The sequence below is a fragment of the Haloarcula laminariae genome, from assembly GCF_025457605.1.
Lineage (GTDB): Archaea > Halobacteriota > Halobacteria > Halobacteriales > Haloarculaceae > Haloarcula > Haloarcula laminariae.
Genome location: NZ_JAMZFY010000002.1, coordinates 143,727 through 158,468, shown reverse-complemented (window position 1 = coordinate 158,468; position 14,742 = coordinate 143,727). Strand labels below are relative to the sequence as shown.

The following is a 14,742-nucleotide window of genomic DNA, read 5'->3' as shown; positions in this document are numbered from 1 at the left end:
TGCTCATACATACACTCGATGGGAACGACCGAACCGCCCGACGCCCGAAGCTGCTGTGGTCCGCTGACACACGACGTGGCCGACGAGCAACTCGCCGCCGACGTGCGCCTGCTCTCCGGCGCCGCCAACGACACCAGATACGAACTGCTGTTGTTGCTCTCGGCCGCCGACGGCGCCGTCTGTGCCTGTGAGCTCCCCGAGGCCGTCGGGCTGAGCCAGAGCGCCGTGAGCCACGCGCTGTCGAAACTGTTCGACGCCGGCCTCGTCACCCGCGAGAAGGACGGCCGCTGGCGCTACTACGACCTGACTCCGGCGGCCGAGGCGCTGCTGGAAACCCTACACACCGATGACTGACACCGACACCCCGACCGACAGAACCGACGGCGAACAGCGCCGTATCGTTCGCGAGCGATACGCGGACATCGCCACCGACAGCGGCGGCTGCTGTGACCCCGAACCCGACGACAGCGATGGGTGCTGTGACGGAACGGACGGCACCGCCGGAGACGCCGACGCGACGGCGCGCGAACTCGGCTACGACGACGACGAGGTCGACGCCGTGGCCGGCGACGCGAACCTCGGGCTCGGCTGTGGGAACCCGCAGGCCATCGCGGACCTCGACCCCGGCGAAGCGGTGCTGGACCTCGGGTCCGGCGCCGGCTTCGACTGCTTCCTCGCGGCCGACGCCGTCGGGCCCGAGGGCCGCGTCGTCGGCGTCGACATGACGCCCGACATGGTCGAGAAAGCCCGCGAGAACGCCGGGGAGAACGACGCCGCCAACGTCGAGTTCCGCCTCGGGGAAATCGAACACCTCCCCGTCCCCGACGCCAGCGTCGACGTGGTCATCTCGAACTGCGTCGTCAACCTCTCGCCGGACAAACCACAGGTGTTCCGCGAGGCGTTCCGGGTGCTCCGCCCCGGCGGGCGACTCGCCATCGCCGACGTGGTGCAGACGGCGCCGTTCCCCCCGGACGTGACCCGCGACCCGGACTCGCTGTCGGCGTGTGTCGCCGGCGCGGCGACCGTCGACGCGCTCGAACGGATGCTCGCCGAGGCCGGCTTCGAGGCCGTCGACATCGCCCCGAAGGACGACAGCGAGCGGTTCATCCGCGAGTGGGCCGACGACTACGACCCCAGCGACTACCTCGTCTCCGCGACCATCGAGGCGCGAAAGCCCGAGTGAGCGGCGGGTCGGCGCCGCCGTGAGCCGAACACTCATGTGGCACGACGACCCACTCCCACTATCGAATGTCGCGCCGCTACGACCACGCACGGGTCCAGGAGTACTGGCAGCACGTCTGGGAGCGAGAGGGGGTCTACGGGACGCCCTCGGGGGGAGCGGGGGGCGAGGACACGACCTACGTCCTGGGGATGTTCCCCTACACCTCGGGCTCGCTGCATATGGGCCACGTCCGGAACTACGCCATCACCGACGCCCACGCCCGCTACCGGCGGATGGCCGGCGACGACGTCCTCCACCCGATGGGGTGGGACGCCTTCGGCCTCCCGGCCGAGAATGCGGCCTACGAGCGCGACACGGACCCCGAATCGTGGACCCGCGCCTGCATCGAGCGGATGCGCGACGACCTGGCGGAGATGGGCTTTGGCTACGACTGGTCCCGCGAGATAACGACCTGTGACCCCGACTACTACCGCTGGAACCAGTGGCTCTTCACCCGGCTACACGACGAGGGACTCGTCGAGTACGACTCGGCGACGGTCAACTGGTGTCCGGACTGCGAGACCGTCCTCGCGGACGCGCAGGTCGAGACCGACGAGGGGGCTGCCCACGCCCACGCGGCCGGCGGCGTCTGCTGGCGCTGTGGCACCCCCGTCACCCAGCGCGACCTCGACCAGTGGTTCTTCACCATCACCGACTACGCCGACGAGCTCTACGACGGGCTGGATGACCTCGACGGGTGGCCCGACGGCGTCAGGGACAGCCAGCGAAACTGGATAGGCCGTCAGGAGGGCGCCCGCGTCGCCTTCGACGTGGGCGAGTACGGCGAGGTCTCGGCCTTCACCACGCGGCTGGACACCGTCTACGGCGCGACCTACCTCGCGCTGGCGCCGGGACACGACCTCGTGAGCGACCTCGCGGAAAGAGACGACGACGTGGCGACCTACCTGGAGGAAGTGGCCAACACCGACGACGCCGGGCTCTCCGGCGTCGAGACGGACGTGACCGCGACCCACCCCTTCACCGGCGCGGAGATTCCCGTCTACGTCGCCGCCTACGTGCTGGACGACGTGGGCACCGGCGCGGTGATGGGCGTGCCCGCCCACAACGACCGGGACCACGCTTTCGCCGACCGCCACGACCTGTCCCTCTCGCAGGTCGTCGAACCCGTCGACGGCAGCGGCACGAACCTGCCCGACGACCCCTACACCGAGGACGGCATGTTGACCGCGAGCGGCGAGTACGACGGACTGGCCAGCACGGCCGCCCGGGAGCGCCTGCTCGACCACGACGGCGTCGAGGAGGCGACGACCTACCGGCTCCGGGACTGGCTCATCTCCCGCCAGCGCTACTGGGGGACGCCGATTCCCATCGTCCACTGTGACGACTGTGGGGCTGTCCCTGTCCCCGACGAGGACCTCCCCGTCGAACTGCCCGACTACGTCCAGACGACCGGGAACCCGCTGGACGCCGCCGAGGAGTGGAAGCGGACCGCGTGCCCGGACTGTGGCGGCGAGGCCACCCGCGAGACGGACACGATGGACACCTTCGTCGACTCGTCGTGGTACTTCCTGCGCTTTCTCTCGCCGCACTTCGAGGACGCGCCCTTCGACCAGGCGGTCGCCGACGAGTGGCTCCCCGTCGACGTCTACGTCGGCGGCGAGGAACACGCCGTCTTGCACCTGCTGTACATCCGCTTTTTCGCGCGGGCGCTCGCGGACCTCGGCCTGCTGGACCGGCGCGAACCGGTCGAGCGGCTCATCAACCAGGGAACCGTCCTCCACAGCGGAAAGAAGATGTCAAAGTCCGCGGGCAACGCCGTCGCGCCCCACGAGTACGGCGCCGAGACCACCCGGCTGTTCGTCCTCTCGGCGGCCCACCCCGCCCAGGACTTCGAGTGGACGGTCAAGGACGTCTCGACGGCCTACGAGTTCCAGCAGGACGTCTACGGGATGGTCGCCGAGTTCGCCGAGGGGCGCGAGCGACGCCGACGCTCCCAGGAGACCGCGCCAGTCCGCACCGAGAGCGACCCCCACGACGCCTATCTCGAACGCGAAATCGACCGTACCGTCGCCGCCGTCACCGAGGAGTACGACCGCTTCCGATACCACCGGGTCGTCGGCGAACTCCAGCGCTTCGCCCGGCTGTTGCGCCGGTACGCGGCGTACGAGCCTCCCTACCTGTTCGCCTACAGCCGCGGCCTGCGGACCCTGGCGAAACTGCTCGCACCCATCGCCCCCTATCTGGCCGAGGAGCTGTGGCACCTGCTGGAGGAGGACGGGCTCGTCGCCGAGGCCGACTGGCCCGAGCCGCTCCGGGACGTCGACGACCACCGCATCGAGCGGGGGCTCGTCCGGACGACGCTGGCCGACGTGCGCGACATCACCGACGTCGTCGACATCTCGGACCCCGACCACATCGAGCTCGCCGTCGCCGCCGAGTGGAAGTACGAGGCCTACCGCATCGCCCAGGCCGCCGACCCCGACGACGCCATCGTCGGCGAAATCATGGGTCGGGAGTCGATGCAGGAACGGGGCGACGCCGCAGCGGACTACGCCGCCGACCTCGCCGACCGGAGCGAGGGGCTCGAACCCATCGTCGACGGCGAGCGGGAACTCGACGTGCTACAGCAGGCCGCCTGGCTCTTCGAGGACGAGTTCGGCGCCGAGGTGACGGTGCGGCGGGCGACCGAGGACGACGACCTGGCCGCGAAGGCCAAACCGAACAAGCCCGCGATTCACATCTCCTGAGCTCTCGCCGTCCGCGGCCCGGCCGCCCCCGTCCGGTCCTGCTGTCGCGGCCGCCCGCTACAGCCCGACCCGCTCGAGGCCGTCGTGAAAGGCGAGCCAGACGGCGGCGGCGACGGCGAGGAGCGTGCCCGCTCCGGCCACCGGTCGCAACAGCAGCCCACTCGCCACGAGTTCGATGTCGACGAACAGGGCGTTCAGGAGCGCCGCCGTCACCTGCACGCCGACGACGACGCCTACCGCTTTCAGTACGGTCCGCCACTTCAGCCGGGGGCCGGTGACCAGTACGACCCCGAGCAGGAACGCCGCCTCGAACGCCAGTTCCACGGGGACTCGTTCGGGCGGGACGCCGACGCCCGTGGTAAAACTGACCCCGAACCCCGTCGTCGTTGCGGCCCGTACCTGCTCGTGGAGGACGCCGGTCAGCACCCGTCCGCCGGTCCCGAGCGCTGCGGCGGCCGTCGCGGCGAAGAGGCCGCGCTGGAGGGGCAGGTCGGGGGTCAGCCGCGCGTCCGAACCGATTGCCGCGACAGGGTGGGAGACGCCCTCGACGACCCGCTCGGCGCCGCCGTGGTAGGCGAGCCACACCGCCGCCACAACCGCGAGATACGCGGCCACGTCGCCCAGCGGGACAACCGCCGTCGCGAGCGTCGCCTCGGTACCAAGTACCCGCGTCGGCACCCAGGCGAACAGCAGCCCCGCGGCGTAGATGATGATGGCTCCGGTCAGGGCGCTCTCTCCGCTCGGCTCGGCGAGGAACCGGAGTACGACCGCCAGATACGGCACGTACCACAACGCTCCCGTAACCCAGGTTCCGAGGACGGCGAGGGCGACCCCCGCGGGCCCGCCCTCGCCCGGCACCACGAACTCGCTCGGGCCGAACGACGCCACACCGGTGTAGACGACGCTGTGGGCGGCGGTAACGGCCAGGGCGGCGAGGGCGCCGGCGACCAGGAGGCGCCGGTCGCTCACGGAGTCTCGTGGCACCATCTTGCTACAATATTTCCCGTAACTACGTCCGTAATTTGTTGCGCACCGAATATAGCTTGTGACTCTCTGTGGGACACAATCCCCAAATAGGCGGCCCGCACAACTCCGGGTATGACCGACCGCACGGCGGCCGTCACCCGGGAGACGGCCGAGACGGACATCGAGGTGACCCTGGACATCGACGGCGACGGCGACTCGACCGTCGACACCGGTATCGGCTTCTTCGACCACATGCTGGACGCGTTCTCGACGCACGGCCTGTTCGACCTCACCGTGCAGTGCGACGGCGACCTGGACATCGACGACCACCACACCGTCGAGGACGTGGCCATCACGCTGGGGGAGGCCTTCGAGACGGCCCTGGGTGAGAAACGCGGCATCGTCCGCTTCGCCGACCGGAAGGTGCCCCTGGACGAGGCCGTCGCCAGCGTCGTCGTCGACATCTCCGGGCGCCCGTACTACGAGTTCGAGGGGGCGTTCTCCCAGGCCGAGGTCGGCGGGATGACCAGCCACATGGCGAAACACTTCGGGCGCTCGCTGGCGATGAACGCCGGGCTGACGCTGCACTGTGGCGTCTCCGGGGAGAACGCCCACCACGAGATAGAGGCGCTGTTCAAGGGGCTCGCGCGGGCCCTGGACGACGCGACCCGACTCGACGAACGCCGCGGCGACGTGGCCAGCACGAAAGGCGAGCTGTAGATGTTCGACGAGATAATGGGGAAGTTCGAGGACTCCCCGGGCCAGCAGGCCGTCATCCGCCTGCTGCTCGAACGGGGGTTCTCGGTCAACGAGGACGGGCGCGTCGTCTCGGGCGGCATCGAGATTCCCAACACGGGCATCGCCCGCGAGGCCGGCGTCGACCGCCGGGTGGTCAACGCCACGACCGACGCCATCCTCGCCGACGACGAACTGCGCCGCATCTTCCGCAACATCTCCGCCGTGCCGAGCCTCCTCGACCTCGCGCCCGTGCTCGACCTCACCGCCGTCACCATCTCCGTGCGGGCGGCCGACGAGTCGGGCATCGTCTCGCGGGTGACGGCGGCCATCGCCGAGCGGGACATCTCCATCCGGCAGGTCCTCAGCGAGGACCCGGAGTTCACCGACGACCCCCGGCTCTACGTCATCACCGAGGAAGTGCTCCCCGGCGACCTCATCAACGAACTGCGCGAGATGTCGTTCGTCCGGACCATCGAACTGGCCTGACCGGGCACAAGACCTATTCGCGCTCTGTCGGTAGGCCGCCTATGGCCCTCCTCCAGATGGGACTGCCCGGCGGTCCCGAGCTCGTCATCCTGCTGTTGGTGCTTGTCGTCTACCTCGCCCTGCCCGTGTTGCTCATCGTCGTCGTCTACAACTTCCTCGACGGCAAGCGCGGCTATCAGAAGCGCATCGCCGAACTCGAACGCCGCGTCGAGGAACTGGAAGACGACCGCTTCGAGCCATAGCGACCTGTGGGCTTTTGCCGCTCGCGGGCCCACCGTCTGATGTGTCTGTCCCTGTCACCATCACCGTCGAGACGCCCGACGGCGAGCGGGTCGAACTGACGGCATCCGAGGGGGCTGTCCTCCGTGACGTCCTCCTCGACGCCGACATCACCCCGCACGGCCGCTACGCCCGGGGGCTCAACTGCGGCGGCCGCGGGCTCTGTGCGACCTGCGGCGTCCGGCTGGCCGAGCCGCCCGAGGCCGACCACTGGCACGACGACCTGGCCGACCGCTTTGGCTATCCCCGGCTGTCCTGCCAGCTCCGGGTACGCGACGGGATGGCCGTACGGCTGCTCGACAAGCGGGTGTGGGGGAGCCGGGAGCGCGGCGGGAGCGCCCAACGGTAAGGGCTATTCGCCCGCCGGCCCAACCGGCCGGTGTGACAGAGCGCTTCCGGACCGTCGCCGAGCGCGCCGCCGCGAGCTTCGAGGTGCAGGGCTCTCAGTTCATCGGCCACGTCGCCCCCGCGGAGACGGTCGACGCGGCCGAGGCGTTCGTCGACGAGATTCGCGCCGACTACGCCGACGCGACCCACAACGTCCCGGCCTACCGGGTGCGGGCCTCCCCGTTCCGGGAGTATTCGAGCGACGACGCCGAACCCAGCGGCAGCGCGGGCAAGCCGGCCCTGAACGTCCTCCAGCAACGCGAGATAGAGAACGTCGCCGCCGTGGTCACCCGCTACTACGGCGGGACGAACCTCGGCGTCGGCGGGCTGGCACGGGCGTACTCGCGGGCGGTCAAGGAGGGGGTCGACGCCGCCGGCGTCGTCGAGTCGGTCCCCCACGAGCGGTTCGACATAACCGTCGAATACGACGACTCCGGCAGCGTCCGCGGACTGCTGGAGTCGGCCGACGTGGAGTTCACCGCGGACTACGGAGCCGAGGTGACGTTCGCGGTCCGGGTACCGACAGCTGAGGGGAGCGAACTGCGGGACCGCGTCCGCAGCGCGACCAGCGGCCGGGCCGACATCGACGTCGACGTTTGACCGAGGCCGGTCGCCGCCACACCCGTCTCGGTCACGACAATTGTTTCAACTGGAGAGAAATACGTCCGCAGTCTATCGGTTTCCAGCAGAAGCAAGGGGGTTGTACGGTCGGCGAACCGTCGCAGTGCTATCCGTAGTCCGACCCGCCTCAAAGACGTTTCGACTCCCGCCGCGCGGGCCTCGCAGTGCTCGACGGCTCAGGTCGTCCGGAACGCTCGGTCCCCGGCGTCGCCCAGTCCCGGCACGATAAAGCCGTCCTCGTTGAGTTCGTCGTCGATGGCGACGGTCAGCAGGTCGGCCTCGGGGACGGACTCCGAGACCCGTACGATACCGGGCGGAGCGGCTACCGCCGAGAGCGCAATCAGACGCTCGGGGTCGGCTTCCTGCTCGGTGATGTAGGAGAGCACGGTGGACATCGTCGACCCCGTCGCCAGCATCGGGTCGGCGACGATGACGGTGTCCTCGGGGTCGATGTCGGGCAGTTTGACGTAGTCGACGGAGATCGGGAACTCGCCGTCGTCGTCCATCCCCGCGGACTCGTCCCGGCTCGCCGAGATGACGCCCTGGCGGGCGCGGGGGAACGCCTTCAGGAGCCCCTCGACGAACGGCGTCGCCGCCCGGAGGACGTTGACGATGACCACGTCGTCCAGGCCCGTCACCCGCTCGCCCATCGTCGTGGTCAGGGGGGTCTCTATCTCGACGTACTCGGTCTCCATGCGCCCGTCGATGATCTCGTAGCCACAGAGCCGTCCCAGCCGGACGAGCCCCTTCCGGAACTCGACCTGTTCGGTCTCCTTCTCGCGCAGTCGGGAAAGTTCGTCCTGCGCGAGCGCGTGGGTGACTATCGAGGCGTCACCGCGCTGTTCGAGTGCCATACGGTGGCCTTGACGGGTGGGAAGTAAACGTTGACGACAGCGACGCGCCAGCCTCAGGCCGGCTGCTCGACGCCCAGCTCCTCGAGCAGCGTCCGCGCCGCTTCGGCCGAGGAGGGGGGGCCTCGGGCCGTGATGAGGTCGCCGTCGACGGTGACGCTGGTGTCGTCGTCGAGTTCGGCGTCCCAGTCGCCGCCGGCGGCGATGACCTCGTCCTCGACCCAGTAGGGGAGCTTGCGGCCGTCGGGCATCACGCCGTTGTCGTCGACGATGCCCTCCTCCCACTCGTTGGGGAAGCCGGTGACCGAGCGCCCGTCGACGAGGAAGTCGCCGGCGCTCTCCCGGGTGAAGGCCAGAATCCCGACGGCGTGACAGACGACCAGCGCCTTGCCGTCCTCGTGGGCGACGGCGTCCCGCAGCAGCCGGCGGGCGTCCCGGTCCTGGTTGACGTCCCACGCGGTGCCGTGGCCGCCGGGGAAGACGACGGCGTCGTAGTCGATGGCGTCGACCTGTGCGACCGGGGAGGGGTCGTTGAGCCGCTCGTCGCTCTCGTGGACCTCCATCACGTGTTCGGCCGTCTCCTCGCCGACCTCCTCGGGGTCGACGGAGCGCTCGTCGATGACCGGCGGCGACCCGCTCGGCGTCGCGACCTCGATGTCGACGCCGGCGTCGGTGAGTGTCGTGAGCGGCTCGATACATTCCTCGCCCCAGTACCCCTCTTCGCTGACTACGAACAGTGCGGATGGCATCGCTATCGGATATGGGAGCGAGACTGATAAGCGCAACAACCTCTAGCTCGTCTGTCGCTCGGGCCGTCGGTAACAGCGAAACTCGATTCGGAGCTCGTCCAGTTGTTCGCCCTCGGCGTCGAACGCGACCAACCATGGCCGGCCGTTCTGCGGGACGTGGCCCAGCGACTGGGTGTACTCGACGACGTCGTCGACGTCGTAGCGCCCGCTGTCGCCGACCGGCTCGTCGTTCTCGGGGTTGACCGGAACGATGTACTCGGTCTCCCCGCCGCGCCGAATCTCGATGCGGTCGACGTTCTCCTCGGTCAGCACCGACTGCCGGACCGGCACGGTCAGTTCGACGACCGGGCTGTCGCTTCGCCCGTAGCTGGACACCTGCGGCGTCAGCCCGAAGACGACCTCCCCGCCGCCGGCGAGGACGCCGGAGTCACACACCACTTGCGGACCGCTCTCGGAACTCGTCCCGCTACAGCCCGCTCCGACTATCAACGACCCGGTCAGTGCCAGCAGTCGACGACGCGGAAGCATGCGACTGCATACCGATATCTGTCGGATAAGTGTTCGCACGCACCGCTGACTCCTCCGTCGCGTCGACCGCCCGGGCGACGGCGGAAACGCTTAACCAGCCCCAGCGTCAACTACCGACCACACGGTACCACACCGTCCGTACCTTCTACAATGGCAGATATCGAAGAGAGCGTCTCTGGATTCAAGACACACGGCGGCTGGGTCGACGTCGTCGAGCACGGCGAGCGCATCACGCAGGCACTGAAGGAGCTGTTCGAGGACGACTCCGTCGAGACGGACATCGACGACGAGGCCCTCGAAGAGTTCGACGAGTGGCGGCCGAAGAGCCACGAGCGCCTCGATGAGGACGTCAACGAGAAGACGGCCGAGCAGGCGAGCATCGACGAGGGCAAGGGGGAGCGGGCGGGGAAAGACCCCGACGAGGACCTCCAGAAGGCCGGCGAGAAGCTCACCGAGTCCTACGAGAGCCTCGACGAGCCCGACGAGGCCATCGACAAGTGGGGCGAATCGGTCGACTACGTCGCCCGCGCGGCCGACTCCGCGGGCCGGAAGGCGCTGCGCAAGGTCGAGGACACCGTCTATCGCAACGTGATGACCCAGATTGCGCCCTACTACTTCGACAACCCACTCGTGAGCGCGAACCTCCAGCGCATCGGCGACGAGGAGGCACCCGAGTACGTCTTCGAGGTCAACGTCAACGACGACGACCTGAAGGTGCGCGTCTCGAACCGGCTGGCCGACTACGACTCCGACGTCGACCGCTGGCACGTCGACACCGAGAAGGTGACCGACGCGGTCGAGGCCGCCGAGGGCGTCGAGGCGGTCGAGCCGGGCGAGGAAACCGATGCGAAGTCGAACTAAGAGCAGTTCATCTGTTCGGCGTCGGTTTGGTGTTCGAGAGGCGAAGTCGAACTAAGCTCGTCGCCGTGCGAGCAACGTCGGCTTCCGGCATCGCCGACGCCAAATCGAACTAAGCGGCGGTTGTGCCGCCGGCATCGGTCTGGGGTCCGAGAAGCGATATCGTACGAAGCTCGCCGCCGTCGTTTTGTCGAACCGTCCGTCACAGCAAGAACACAAACACCGGATACGAGGCGACGATCGCCAGCGACGGCGTCAACACCCACATCAGCACGATACGCTTGGCCGCCGCCGGGTCGAAGAGGCTCCGCTCGTCGAGGTCTGCCGGCCCCTCCGCGCCGACATCCGGGACCGCCGGCGTCTCGTCTGGCTTCTCGGCCGGTTGCTCGTGTCGGGCGATATCCCCGATCGTCGGCCCGGCGGGGGCGTCCTCGGCCCGCGACGTGACTAGCGCGCCGGTCGTCACGTCCAGACTCGGCCCCTCAGGCGCTGGTTTCGCTAGCTCGGCCAGTGTCGCCGCACGGCTCGCCCGGCCCCAGCCGAGCCCGATGATTGTCGATGTCGTACTGACTGCCAGACTCGCTGGAATTCCGAAGTACGAGAGCACTGTGATGACCGTCCCACCGACCACGGAGACTATCAGCGACGCGAGAATCGGCAGCTCCGTGATATCGTCCCCGACCGTCTCCAGCGTGCGCCGGGCGATTGTGAAACTCCCCAGCCCGAAGGCCGCCACCGCGAGCAGGACGCCCTGGTCGACGGTGAGCGACCCTCCCGTACCGACCAGTGGGGCGACGGCGTTTGCCGCGTTCGACGCCCCCGCCGAAAACGCCATATAACAGCCGATGACGACCACCGATAGGGAGCCGATTGTATCCTGCAGCGACGCGTTCCGGTTTACGTACGGCCGGGGAACGACGCCCGACCGGTCGAGCTGGATGAAGTGGAGCCTGAACGTCGTGAACGCGATATAGCGGTCGAGATACGGGTACAGATAGCGGCCGACCACGACCCCGATGACCAGACACACCAGCGGGGCGACGATCCAGGCCGAGACGATGACGAACATCAGCGCCTGATTGAGAGTGCCCGAGGCCAGCCCGAGTCCGACGATGGCGCCAACAGCGGTCATCGAGGTCGAGGCGGGGACGCCGTAAAGATTCGACACCAGCAGCGACGCGCCGGTGAAAAACAGAACGGCGACGCTTGCGATGGGCGTGAACTGCGTCGCCGGCACGATACTGCTGCTCATCGTCGCGATGACGTTCCGGCCGACGGTCCACGCTCCGAGAAAGCCAAAGCCAACGAACAGGGCGCCCGCAGTCGTCTTCCGAACGAGGCGTGAGCCGACGGCCGGACCGAACGCGACGCCCGTCGATGACCCGCCGATGTTGAACCCGACAAACACAGCGACGGCGATACCGACGACGGTCAGAAGTTCTACCATCGTAGTTGCGTCAACATCATCGGACTCAGTGTTATAGTTTCTGACACCACCGACCGACAGGCGGTCTCCGTTGGCCGCTGTCTCATACACACGGATGCCGGGCGGCGCCTGGTGGCCGTCATCGCGCAGACTCCCACCGCGGCAGTACACCGACCGGTGCCACTCTTCGACTGTGGCATGTCACCACCTCTCACCCCTCCGCTTCGGGTGGAGATGATGCAGGGAACGGTAGGCTGATGCGTCGGTAGGGCAAACGCCGGTGTAGATGGTAGCGACGAGCGTACTAGTGACGCTGATCGTGGCGTCGGCGGCGAGCCTGTTCATGGCCTGGGCTATCGGGGCGGGCTCCTCCGGCTCGACACCCTTCGCGCCGGCGGTCGGCGCCAACGCGATATCCGTGATGCGGGCCGGCTTTCTGGTCGGTATCCTCGGGCTGGCCGGCGCGGTGTTACAGGGTGCGAACGTCACCGAGACCGTCGGCGGCGGCCTCGTCCTCTTCCCGGACGGCGGCGGGCTCTCCGCGATAGCGGCCATCGTCGCGCTCGTGACCGCGGCGCTGCTGGTGGCCTTCGGCATCTTCACCGGCTACCCCATCGCGACGGCCTTTACCGTCACCGGCGCCGTCGTCGGCGTCGGGCTGGCGATGGGCGGCCAGCCGGCGACGGCCAAGTACGTCGAAATCGTCTCGCTGTGGGTCGCGGTCCCCTTCGTCGGCGGCGGCATCGCCTACGCGACGGCCTCGCTGTTGCGCAACGAGTCCGTCCCCGAAGACGTGGTGGTCCCACTGCTGGGAGCGCTCGTCGCCGCGCTGCTCGCGAACGTCCGCTTCGTCCTGCTCGCGCCGGGCTCCGCGCAGGCCTCCGTCGCGCGAGCGGTCGGCCGGACGCTCGGGACGCCGATACTACCGACGATAGCCGCCGTCACGCTCCTGGCGGCGCTGCTCGGCGGAGGCCTGCTCTACCGAGATGTTCAAGCCGACACCGCGGCCGGCCAGCGGCACTTCCTGCTCGTACTCGGCGGCCTGGTCGCGTTCTCCGCGGGCGGGAGCCAGGTCGGGCTCGCGCTGGGCCCGCTGCTCCCGCTGCTGGACACCGGGCCGGCGTCGGTCATCCCCATCACCGGCGTCCTGCTGTTCGGCGGGCTCGGCCTGCTCATCGGCTCCTGGACCGGCGCCCCGCGGATGATAAAGGCCATCGCCCAGGACTACTCCTCGCTCGGCCCCCGGCGCTCTATCGCCGCGCTCATCCCGAGTTTCCTCATCGCCCAGACGGCGGTGTTTTTCGGGCTGCCGGTCTCCTTCAACGAGATAATCGTCTCGGCCATCGTCGGCTCCGGCGCCGCGGCCGGCGACGGCGAGGTCAGCCGCGGGAAGATGGGCAAGACGGTGCTGGCGTGGCTCGGCTCGCTCGTCCTCGCGTTCGCGCTCTCGTACGGCGTCTTCTTCGCCGTCGATTCGGTCGTCTGACTAGTACCTCACGAGTATCGAGCGCTCGCGGCGCCGTCCCTACTCGACCTGGGCTTCCTCTGTCCCTTCCTCGGAATCGAGCTTGACGATGCGGGCCTTCATGATGCGGGTGTTCTCGACCTGCTCGATGCGTATCTCGACGCCCTCGAAGGTGATGGTCTCGCCCTCCTCGACGAGCCGGCCGGCGCGGTTGAAGATGAAGCCGGCGATGGTCTCGAACTCCTCGCCCTCGGGGAGCTCAAGCTCCAGCGCCTCGTTGACCTCCTCGATGTTGACCTCGCCTTTGACCGTGACCGTGTCGTCGCCGATGTACTCGATCGGCTCTTCCTCCTCGCCTTCGAGTATCTCGCCGACGATCTCCTCGGTGAGGTCCTCCATCGTCACCAGCCCCTCCGTGGTGCCGAACTCGTCGATGACGATGACCATATGCAGGCGTTCGGCCCGCATCTCGGTCAGCAGGTCGTCGACGTTCTTCGACTCGGGGACGTGGAGGGTGGGTTCGATGAGGTCTTCGAGGACGATGTCCTCGGCGAACGTCTCCCCGTAGTCTAAGTCCCGGACGAGGTCGCGGATGTGGACGACGCCGATGACGTTGTCCAGGCTCCCCTCGTAGACGGGCAGGCGGGCGTGGCCGCTCTGGATGGCCGTTTCGAGGGCCTCACGGATGGAGTCGTCCTTGGCGACGGCGGTCATGTCCAGGCGCGGGGTCATCACCTCCTTGGCGATGGTGTCGTTGAACCGGAGCGTGCGCTGGAGCATCTCCCGTTCCTCCTCGTCCAGGACGCCCTCCCGCTCGCCCGTCTCGATGATGTCCTGTATCTCCTCGCGGGTGACGTAGGAGGTCTCGATGGCCGACCGGCCGCCGGTTATCTTGTTGACGACGCGGGTCAGGTAGTCGAAAAAGAGGATGAGCGGGAGCAGGACCTTCTCCGAGACCTGCAGCGGCTTCGAGATGCGAAGCGCCCACGACTCGGTGTTCTCGACGGCGTAGCTCTTGGGGGCGCTCTCGCCGAACAGCAGGACGATGGCGGTGACGCCGAAGGTCGCCGCGAGCACGGCCTGCCCCCGCGAGAGGTAAAAGCCGAGCAGCCCCGTCGCGATGGAGGACATCGCGATGTTGACGAGGTTGTTCCCGACGAGAATCGTCACGAGGAGACGGTGCGGGTCGGATTTGAGCGCCTTGAGCGTGCGTGCGCCGGGGACGCCGTCCTCGACAAGCGCCTCGGTCCGGTGGGCCGGCAGGGAGAACATCGCTATCTCCGAGGAGGAGAAAAACGCCGACAGGACGATGAGAAGGAGTATGGTGACGATGCCGCCGACGAGGACGGCGCTTTCGGGAACGGCGACGCCGACGACGTCGAACGTCTGGAGCGGCACCGCTGACAACGTGACCGCCGTGGGTGAGGCCATCAACGGTCGGAGTTGTCCTCGCCGGGG

General features: G+C 68.3%; 16 protein-coding genes. 10 read left to right on the top strand and 6 right to left on the bottom strand.

What is annotated here, in order from left to right; translation table 11 throughout:
• The first annotated feature begins 18 nt into the window (after positions 1-18).
• From NJQ98_RS12315 to leuS, 3 genes are all read left to right on the top strand, one after another.
• Positions 19-354: an ArsR/SmtB family transcription factor gene (locus NJQ98_RS12315; RefSeq protein ID WP_262179087.1), complete on the top strand. Its 336-nt coding sequence runs from the start codon at positions 19-21 to the stop codon at positions 352-354.
• Positions 347-1,183, top strand: coding sequence for an arsenite methyltransferase (locus NJQ98_RS12310; RefSeq protein ID WP_262179085.1), 837 nt, complete (start codon positions 347-349; stop codon positions 1,181-1,183). The genes NJQ98_RS12315 and NJQ98_RS12310 overlap by 8 nt, the downstream gene beginning before the upstream one ends.
• A 65-nt stretch (positions 1,184-1,248) precedes the next feature.
• On the top strand, positions 1,249-3,930 hold the full coding sequence (leuS, locus tag NJQ98_RS12305; protein ID WP_262179083.1) for a leucine--tRNA ligase: 2,682 nt from the start codon (positions 1,249-1,251) through the stop codon (positions 3,928-3,930).
• 57 nt (positions 3,931-3,987) lie between these two features.
• Here leuS and NJQ98_RS12300 read toward each other — a convergent pair whose 3' ends face one another.
• Positions 3,988-4,917 carry a hypothetical protein gene (locus NJQ98_RS12300; protein WP_262179081.1) on the bottom strand — a complete coding sequence of 310 codons (930 nt, stop codon included), beginning with the start codon at positions 4,915-4,917 and terminating at the stop codon, positions 3,988-3,990.
• A 111-nt stretch (positions 4,918-5,028) separates the two neighbouring features.
• Between NJQ98_RS12300 and hisB the strand changes: the two genes are divergently transcribed.
• The 5 genes from hisB to NJQ98_RS12275 are packed head-to-tail and all read left to right on the top strand — an operon-like array spanning position 5,029 to position 7,386.
• On the top strand, positions 5,029-5,616 hold the full coding sequence (gene hisB, locus NJQ98_RS12295; protein ID WP_262179080.1) for an imidazoleglycerol-phosphate dehydratase HisB: 588 nt from the start codon (positions 5,029-5,031) through the stop codon (positions 5,614-5,616).
• Positions 5,617-6,120: a TrpY family transcription regulator gene (gene trpY / locus NJQ98_RS12290; RefSeq protein ID WP_262179079.1), complete on the top strand. Its 504-nt coding sequence runs from the start codon at positions 5,617-5,619 to the stop codon at positions 6,118-6,120.
• A 41-nt stretch (positions 6,121-6,161) separates the two neighbouring features.
• Complete coding sequence (locus NJQ98_RS12285; protein WP_262179078.1) at positions 6,162-6,362, top strand: hypothetical protein; 201 nt, start codon at positions 6,162-6,164, stop codon at positions 6,360-6,362.
• A gap of 41 nt (positions 6,363-6,403) precedes the next feature.
• Positions 6,404-6,748: a 2Fe-2S iron-sulfur cluster-binding protein gene (locus NJQ98_RS12280; RefSeq protein ID WP_262179077.1), complete on the top strand. Its 345-nt coding sequence runs from the start codon at positions 6,404-6,406 to the stop codon at positions 6,746-6,748.
• Between the two features lie 32 nt (positions 6,749-6,780).
• Complete coding sequence (locus NJQ98_RS12275) at positions 6,781-7,386, top strand: IMPACT family protein (RefSeq protein WP_262179076.1); 606 nt, start codon at positions 6,781-6,783, stop codon at positions 7,384-7,386.
• Positions 7,387-7,583: 197 nt separating this feature from the next.
• Here the strand turns inward: NJQ98_RS12275 and upp are convergent, their stop codons facing one another.
• From upp to NJQ98_RS12260, 3 genes are read right to left on the bottom strand one after another with little or no spacing between them, the layout of a single operon-like run.
• Positions 7,584-8,261, bottom strand: a complete 678-nt coding sequence (gene upp, locus NJQ98_RS12270) for a uracil phosphoribosyltransferase (RefSeq protein WP_262179075.1) — start codon at positions 8,259-8,261, stop codon at positions 7,584-7,586.
• A 53-nt stretch (positions 8,262-8,314) separates the two neighbouring features.
• The gene (locus NJQ98_RS12265) at positions 8,315-9,007 is read right to left on the bottom strand and encodes a type 1 glutamine amidotransferase domain-containing protein (RefSeq protein WP_262179074.1); all 693 of its coding nucleotides are present in this window, start codon (positions 9,005-9,007) and stop codon (positions 8,315-8,317) included.
• A 42-nt stretch (positions 9,008-9,049) separates the two neighbouring features.
• On the bottom strand, positions 9,050-9,535 hold the full coding sequence (locus NJQ98_RS12260) for a hypothetical protein (RefSeq protein WP_262179073.1): 486 nt from the start codon (positions 9,533-9,535) through the stop codon (positions 9,050-9,052).
• 150 nt (positions 9,536-9,685) lie between these two features.
• Here NJQ98_RS12260 and NJQ98_RS12255 point away from each other — a divergent pair, with 150 nt between their 5' ends.
• Positions 9,686-10,396 (top strand): DUF5828 family protein, encoded by a 711-nt coding sequence (locus tag NJQ98_RS12255; protein WP_262179072.1) that lies wholly within the window; start codon positions 9,686-9,688, stop codon positions 10,394-10,396.
• 199 nt (positions 10,397-10,595) lie between these two features.
• Here the strand turns inward: NJQ98_RS12255 and NJQ98_RS12250 are convergent, their stop codons facing one another.
• A complete protein-coding gene (locus NJQ98_RS12250) occupies positions 10,596-11,840 on the bottom strand; it encodes an inorganic phosphate transporter (RefSeq protein ID WP_262179071.1) in 1,245 nt (414 codons plus the stop codon).
• Positions 11,841-12,105: 265 nt separating this feature from the next.
• Here NJQ98_RS12250 and NJQ98_RS12245 point away from each other — a divergent pair, with 265 nt between their 5' ends.
• Positions 12,106-13,305, top strand: coding sequence for an inorganic phosphate transporter (locus tag NJQ98_RS12245; protein WP_262179070.1), 1,200 nt, complete (start codon positions 12,106-12,108; stop codon positions 13,303-13,305).
• A gap of 39 nt (positions 13,306-13,344) precedes the next feature.
• On the opposite strand, the gene NJQ98_RS12240 is transcribed toward NJQ98_RS12245, so the two are convergent.
• Entirely contained in the window at positions 13,345-14,715 is a 1,371-nt protein-coding gene (locus NJQ98_RS12240; RefSeq protein WP_262179069.1) for a hemolysin family protein, read from the bottom strand.
• Between the last annotated feature and the right edge of the window lie 27 nt (positions 14,716-14,742).

Bases quoted from the DNA above. Each gene is read 5' to 3' on its own strand.
- NJQ98_RS12315 (WP_262179087.1), top strand. From the start codon at position 19: ATGGGAACGACCGAACCGCCCGACGCCCGAAGCTGCTGTGGTCCGCTG.
- NJQ98_RS12310 (WP_262179085.1), top strand. From the start codon at position 347: ATGACTGACACCGACACCCCGACCGACAGAACCGACGGCGAACAGCGC.
- leuS (WP_262179083.1), top strand. From the start codon at position 1,249: ATGTCGCGCCGCTACGACCACGCACGGGTCCAGGAGTACTGGCAGCAC.
- NJQ98_RS12300 (WP_262179081.1), bottom strand. From the start codon at position 4,917: ATGGTGCCACGAGACTCCGTGAGCGACCGGCGCCTCCTGGTCGCCGGC.
- hisB (WP_262179080.1), top strand. From the start codon at position 5,029: ATGACCGACCGCACGGCGGCCGTCACCCGGGAGACGGCCGAGACGGAC.
- trpY (WP_262179079.1), top strand. From the start codon at position 5,617: ATGTTCGACGAGATAATGGGGAAGTTCGAGGACTCCCCGGGCCAGCAG.
- NJQ98_RS12285 (WP_262179078.1), top strand. From the start codon at position 6,162: ATGGCCCTCCTCCAGATGGGACTGCCCGGCGGTCCCGAGCTCGTCATC.
- upp (WP_262179075.1), bottom strand. From the start codon at position 8,261: ATGGCACTCGAACAGCGCGGTGACGCCTCGATAGTCACCCACGCGCTC.
- NJQ98_RS12265 (WP_262179074.1), bottom strand. From the start codon at position 9,007: ATGCCATCCGCACTGTTCGTAGTCAGCGAAGAGGGGTACTGGGGCGAG.
- NJQ98_RS12260 (WP_262179073.1), bottom strand. From the start codon at position 9,535: ATGCTTCCGCGTCGTCGACTGCTGGCACTGACCGGGTCGTTGATAGTC.
- NJQ98_RS12255 (WP_262179072.1), top strand. From the start codon at position 9,686: ATGGCAGATATCGAAGAGAGCGTCTCTGGATTCAAGACACACGGCGGC.
- NJQ98_RS12250 (WP_262179071.1), bottom strand. From the start codon at position 11,840: ATGGTAGAACTTCTGACCGTCGTCGGTATCGCCGTCGCTGTGTTTGTC.
- NJQ98_RS12245 (WP_262179070.1), top strand. From the start codon at position 12,106: ATGGTAGCGACGAGCGTACTAGTGACGCTGATCGTGGCGTCGGCGGCG.
- NJQ98_RS12240 (WP_262179069.1), bottom strand. From the start codon at position 14,715: ATGGCCTCACCCACGGCGGTCACGTTGTCAGCGGTGCCGCTCCAGACG.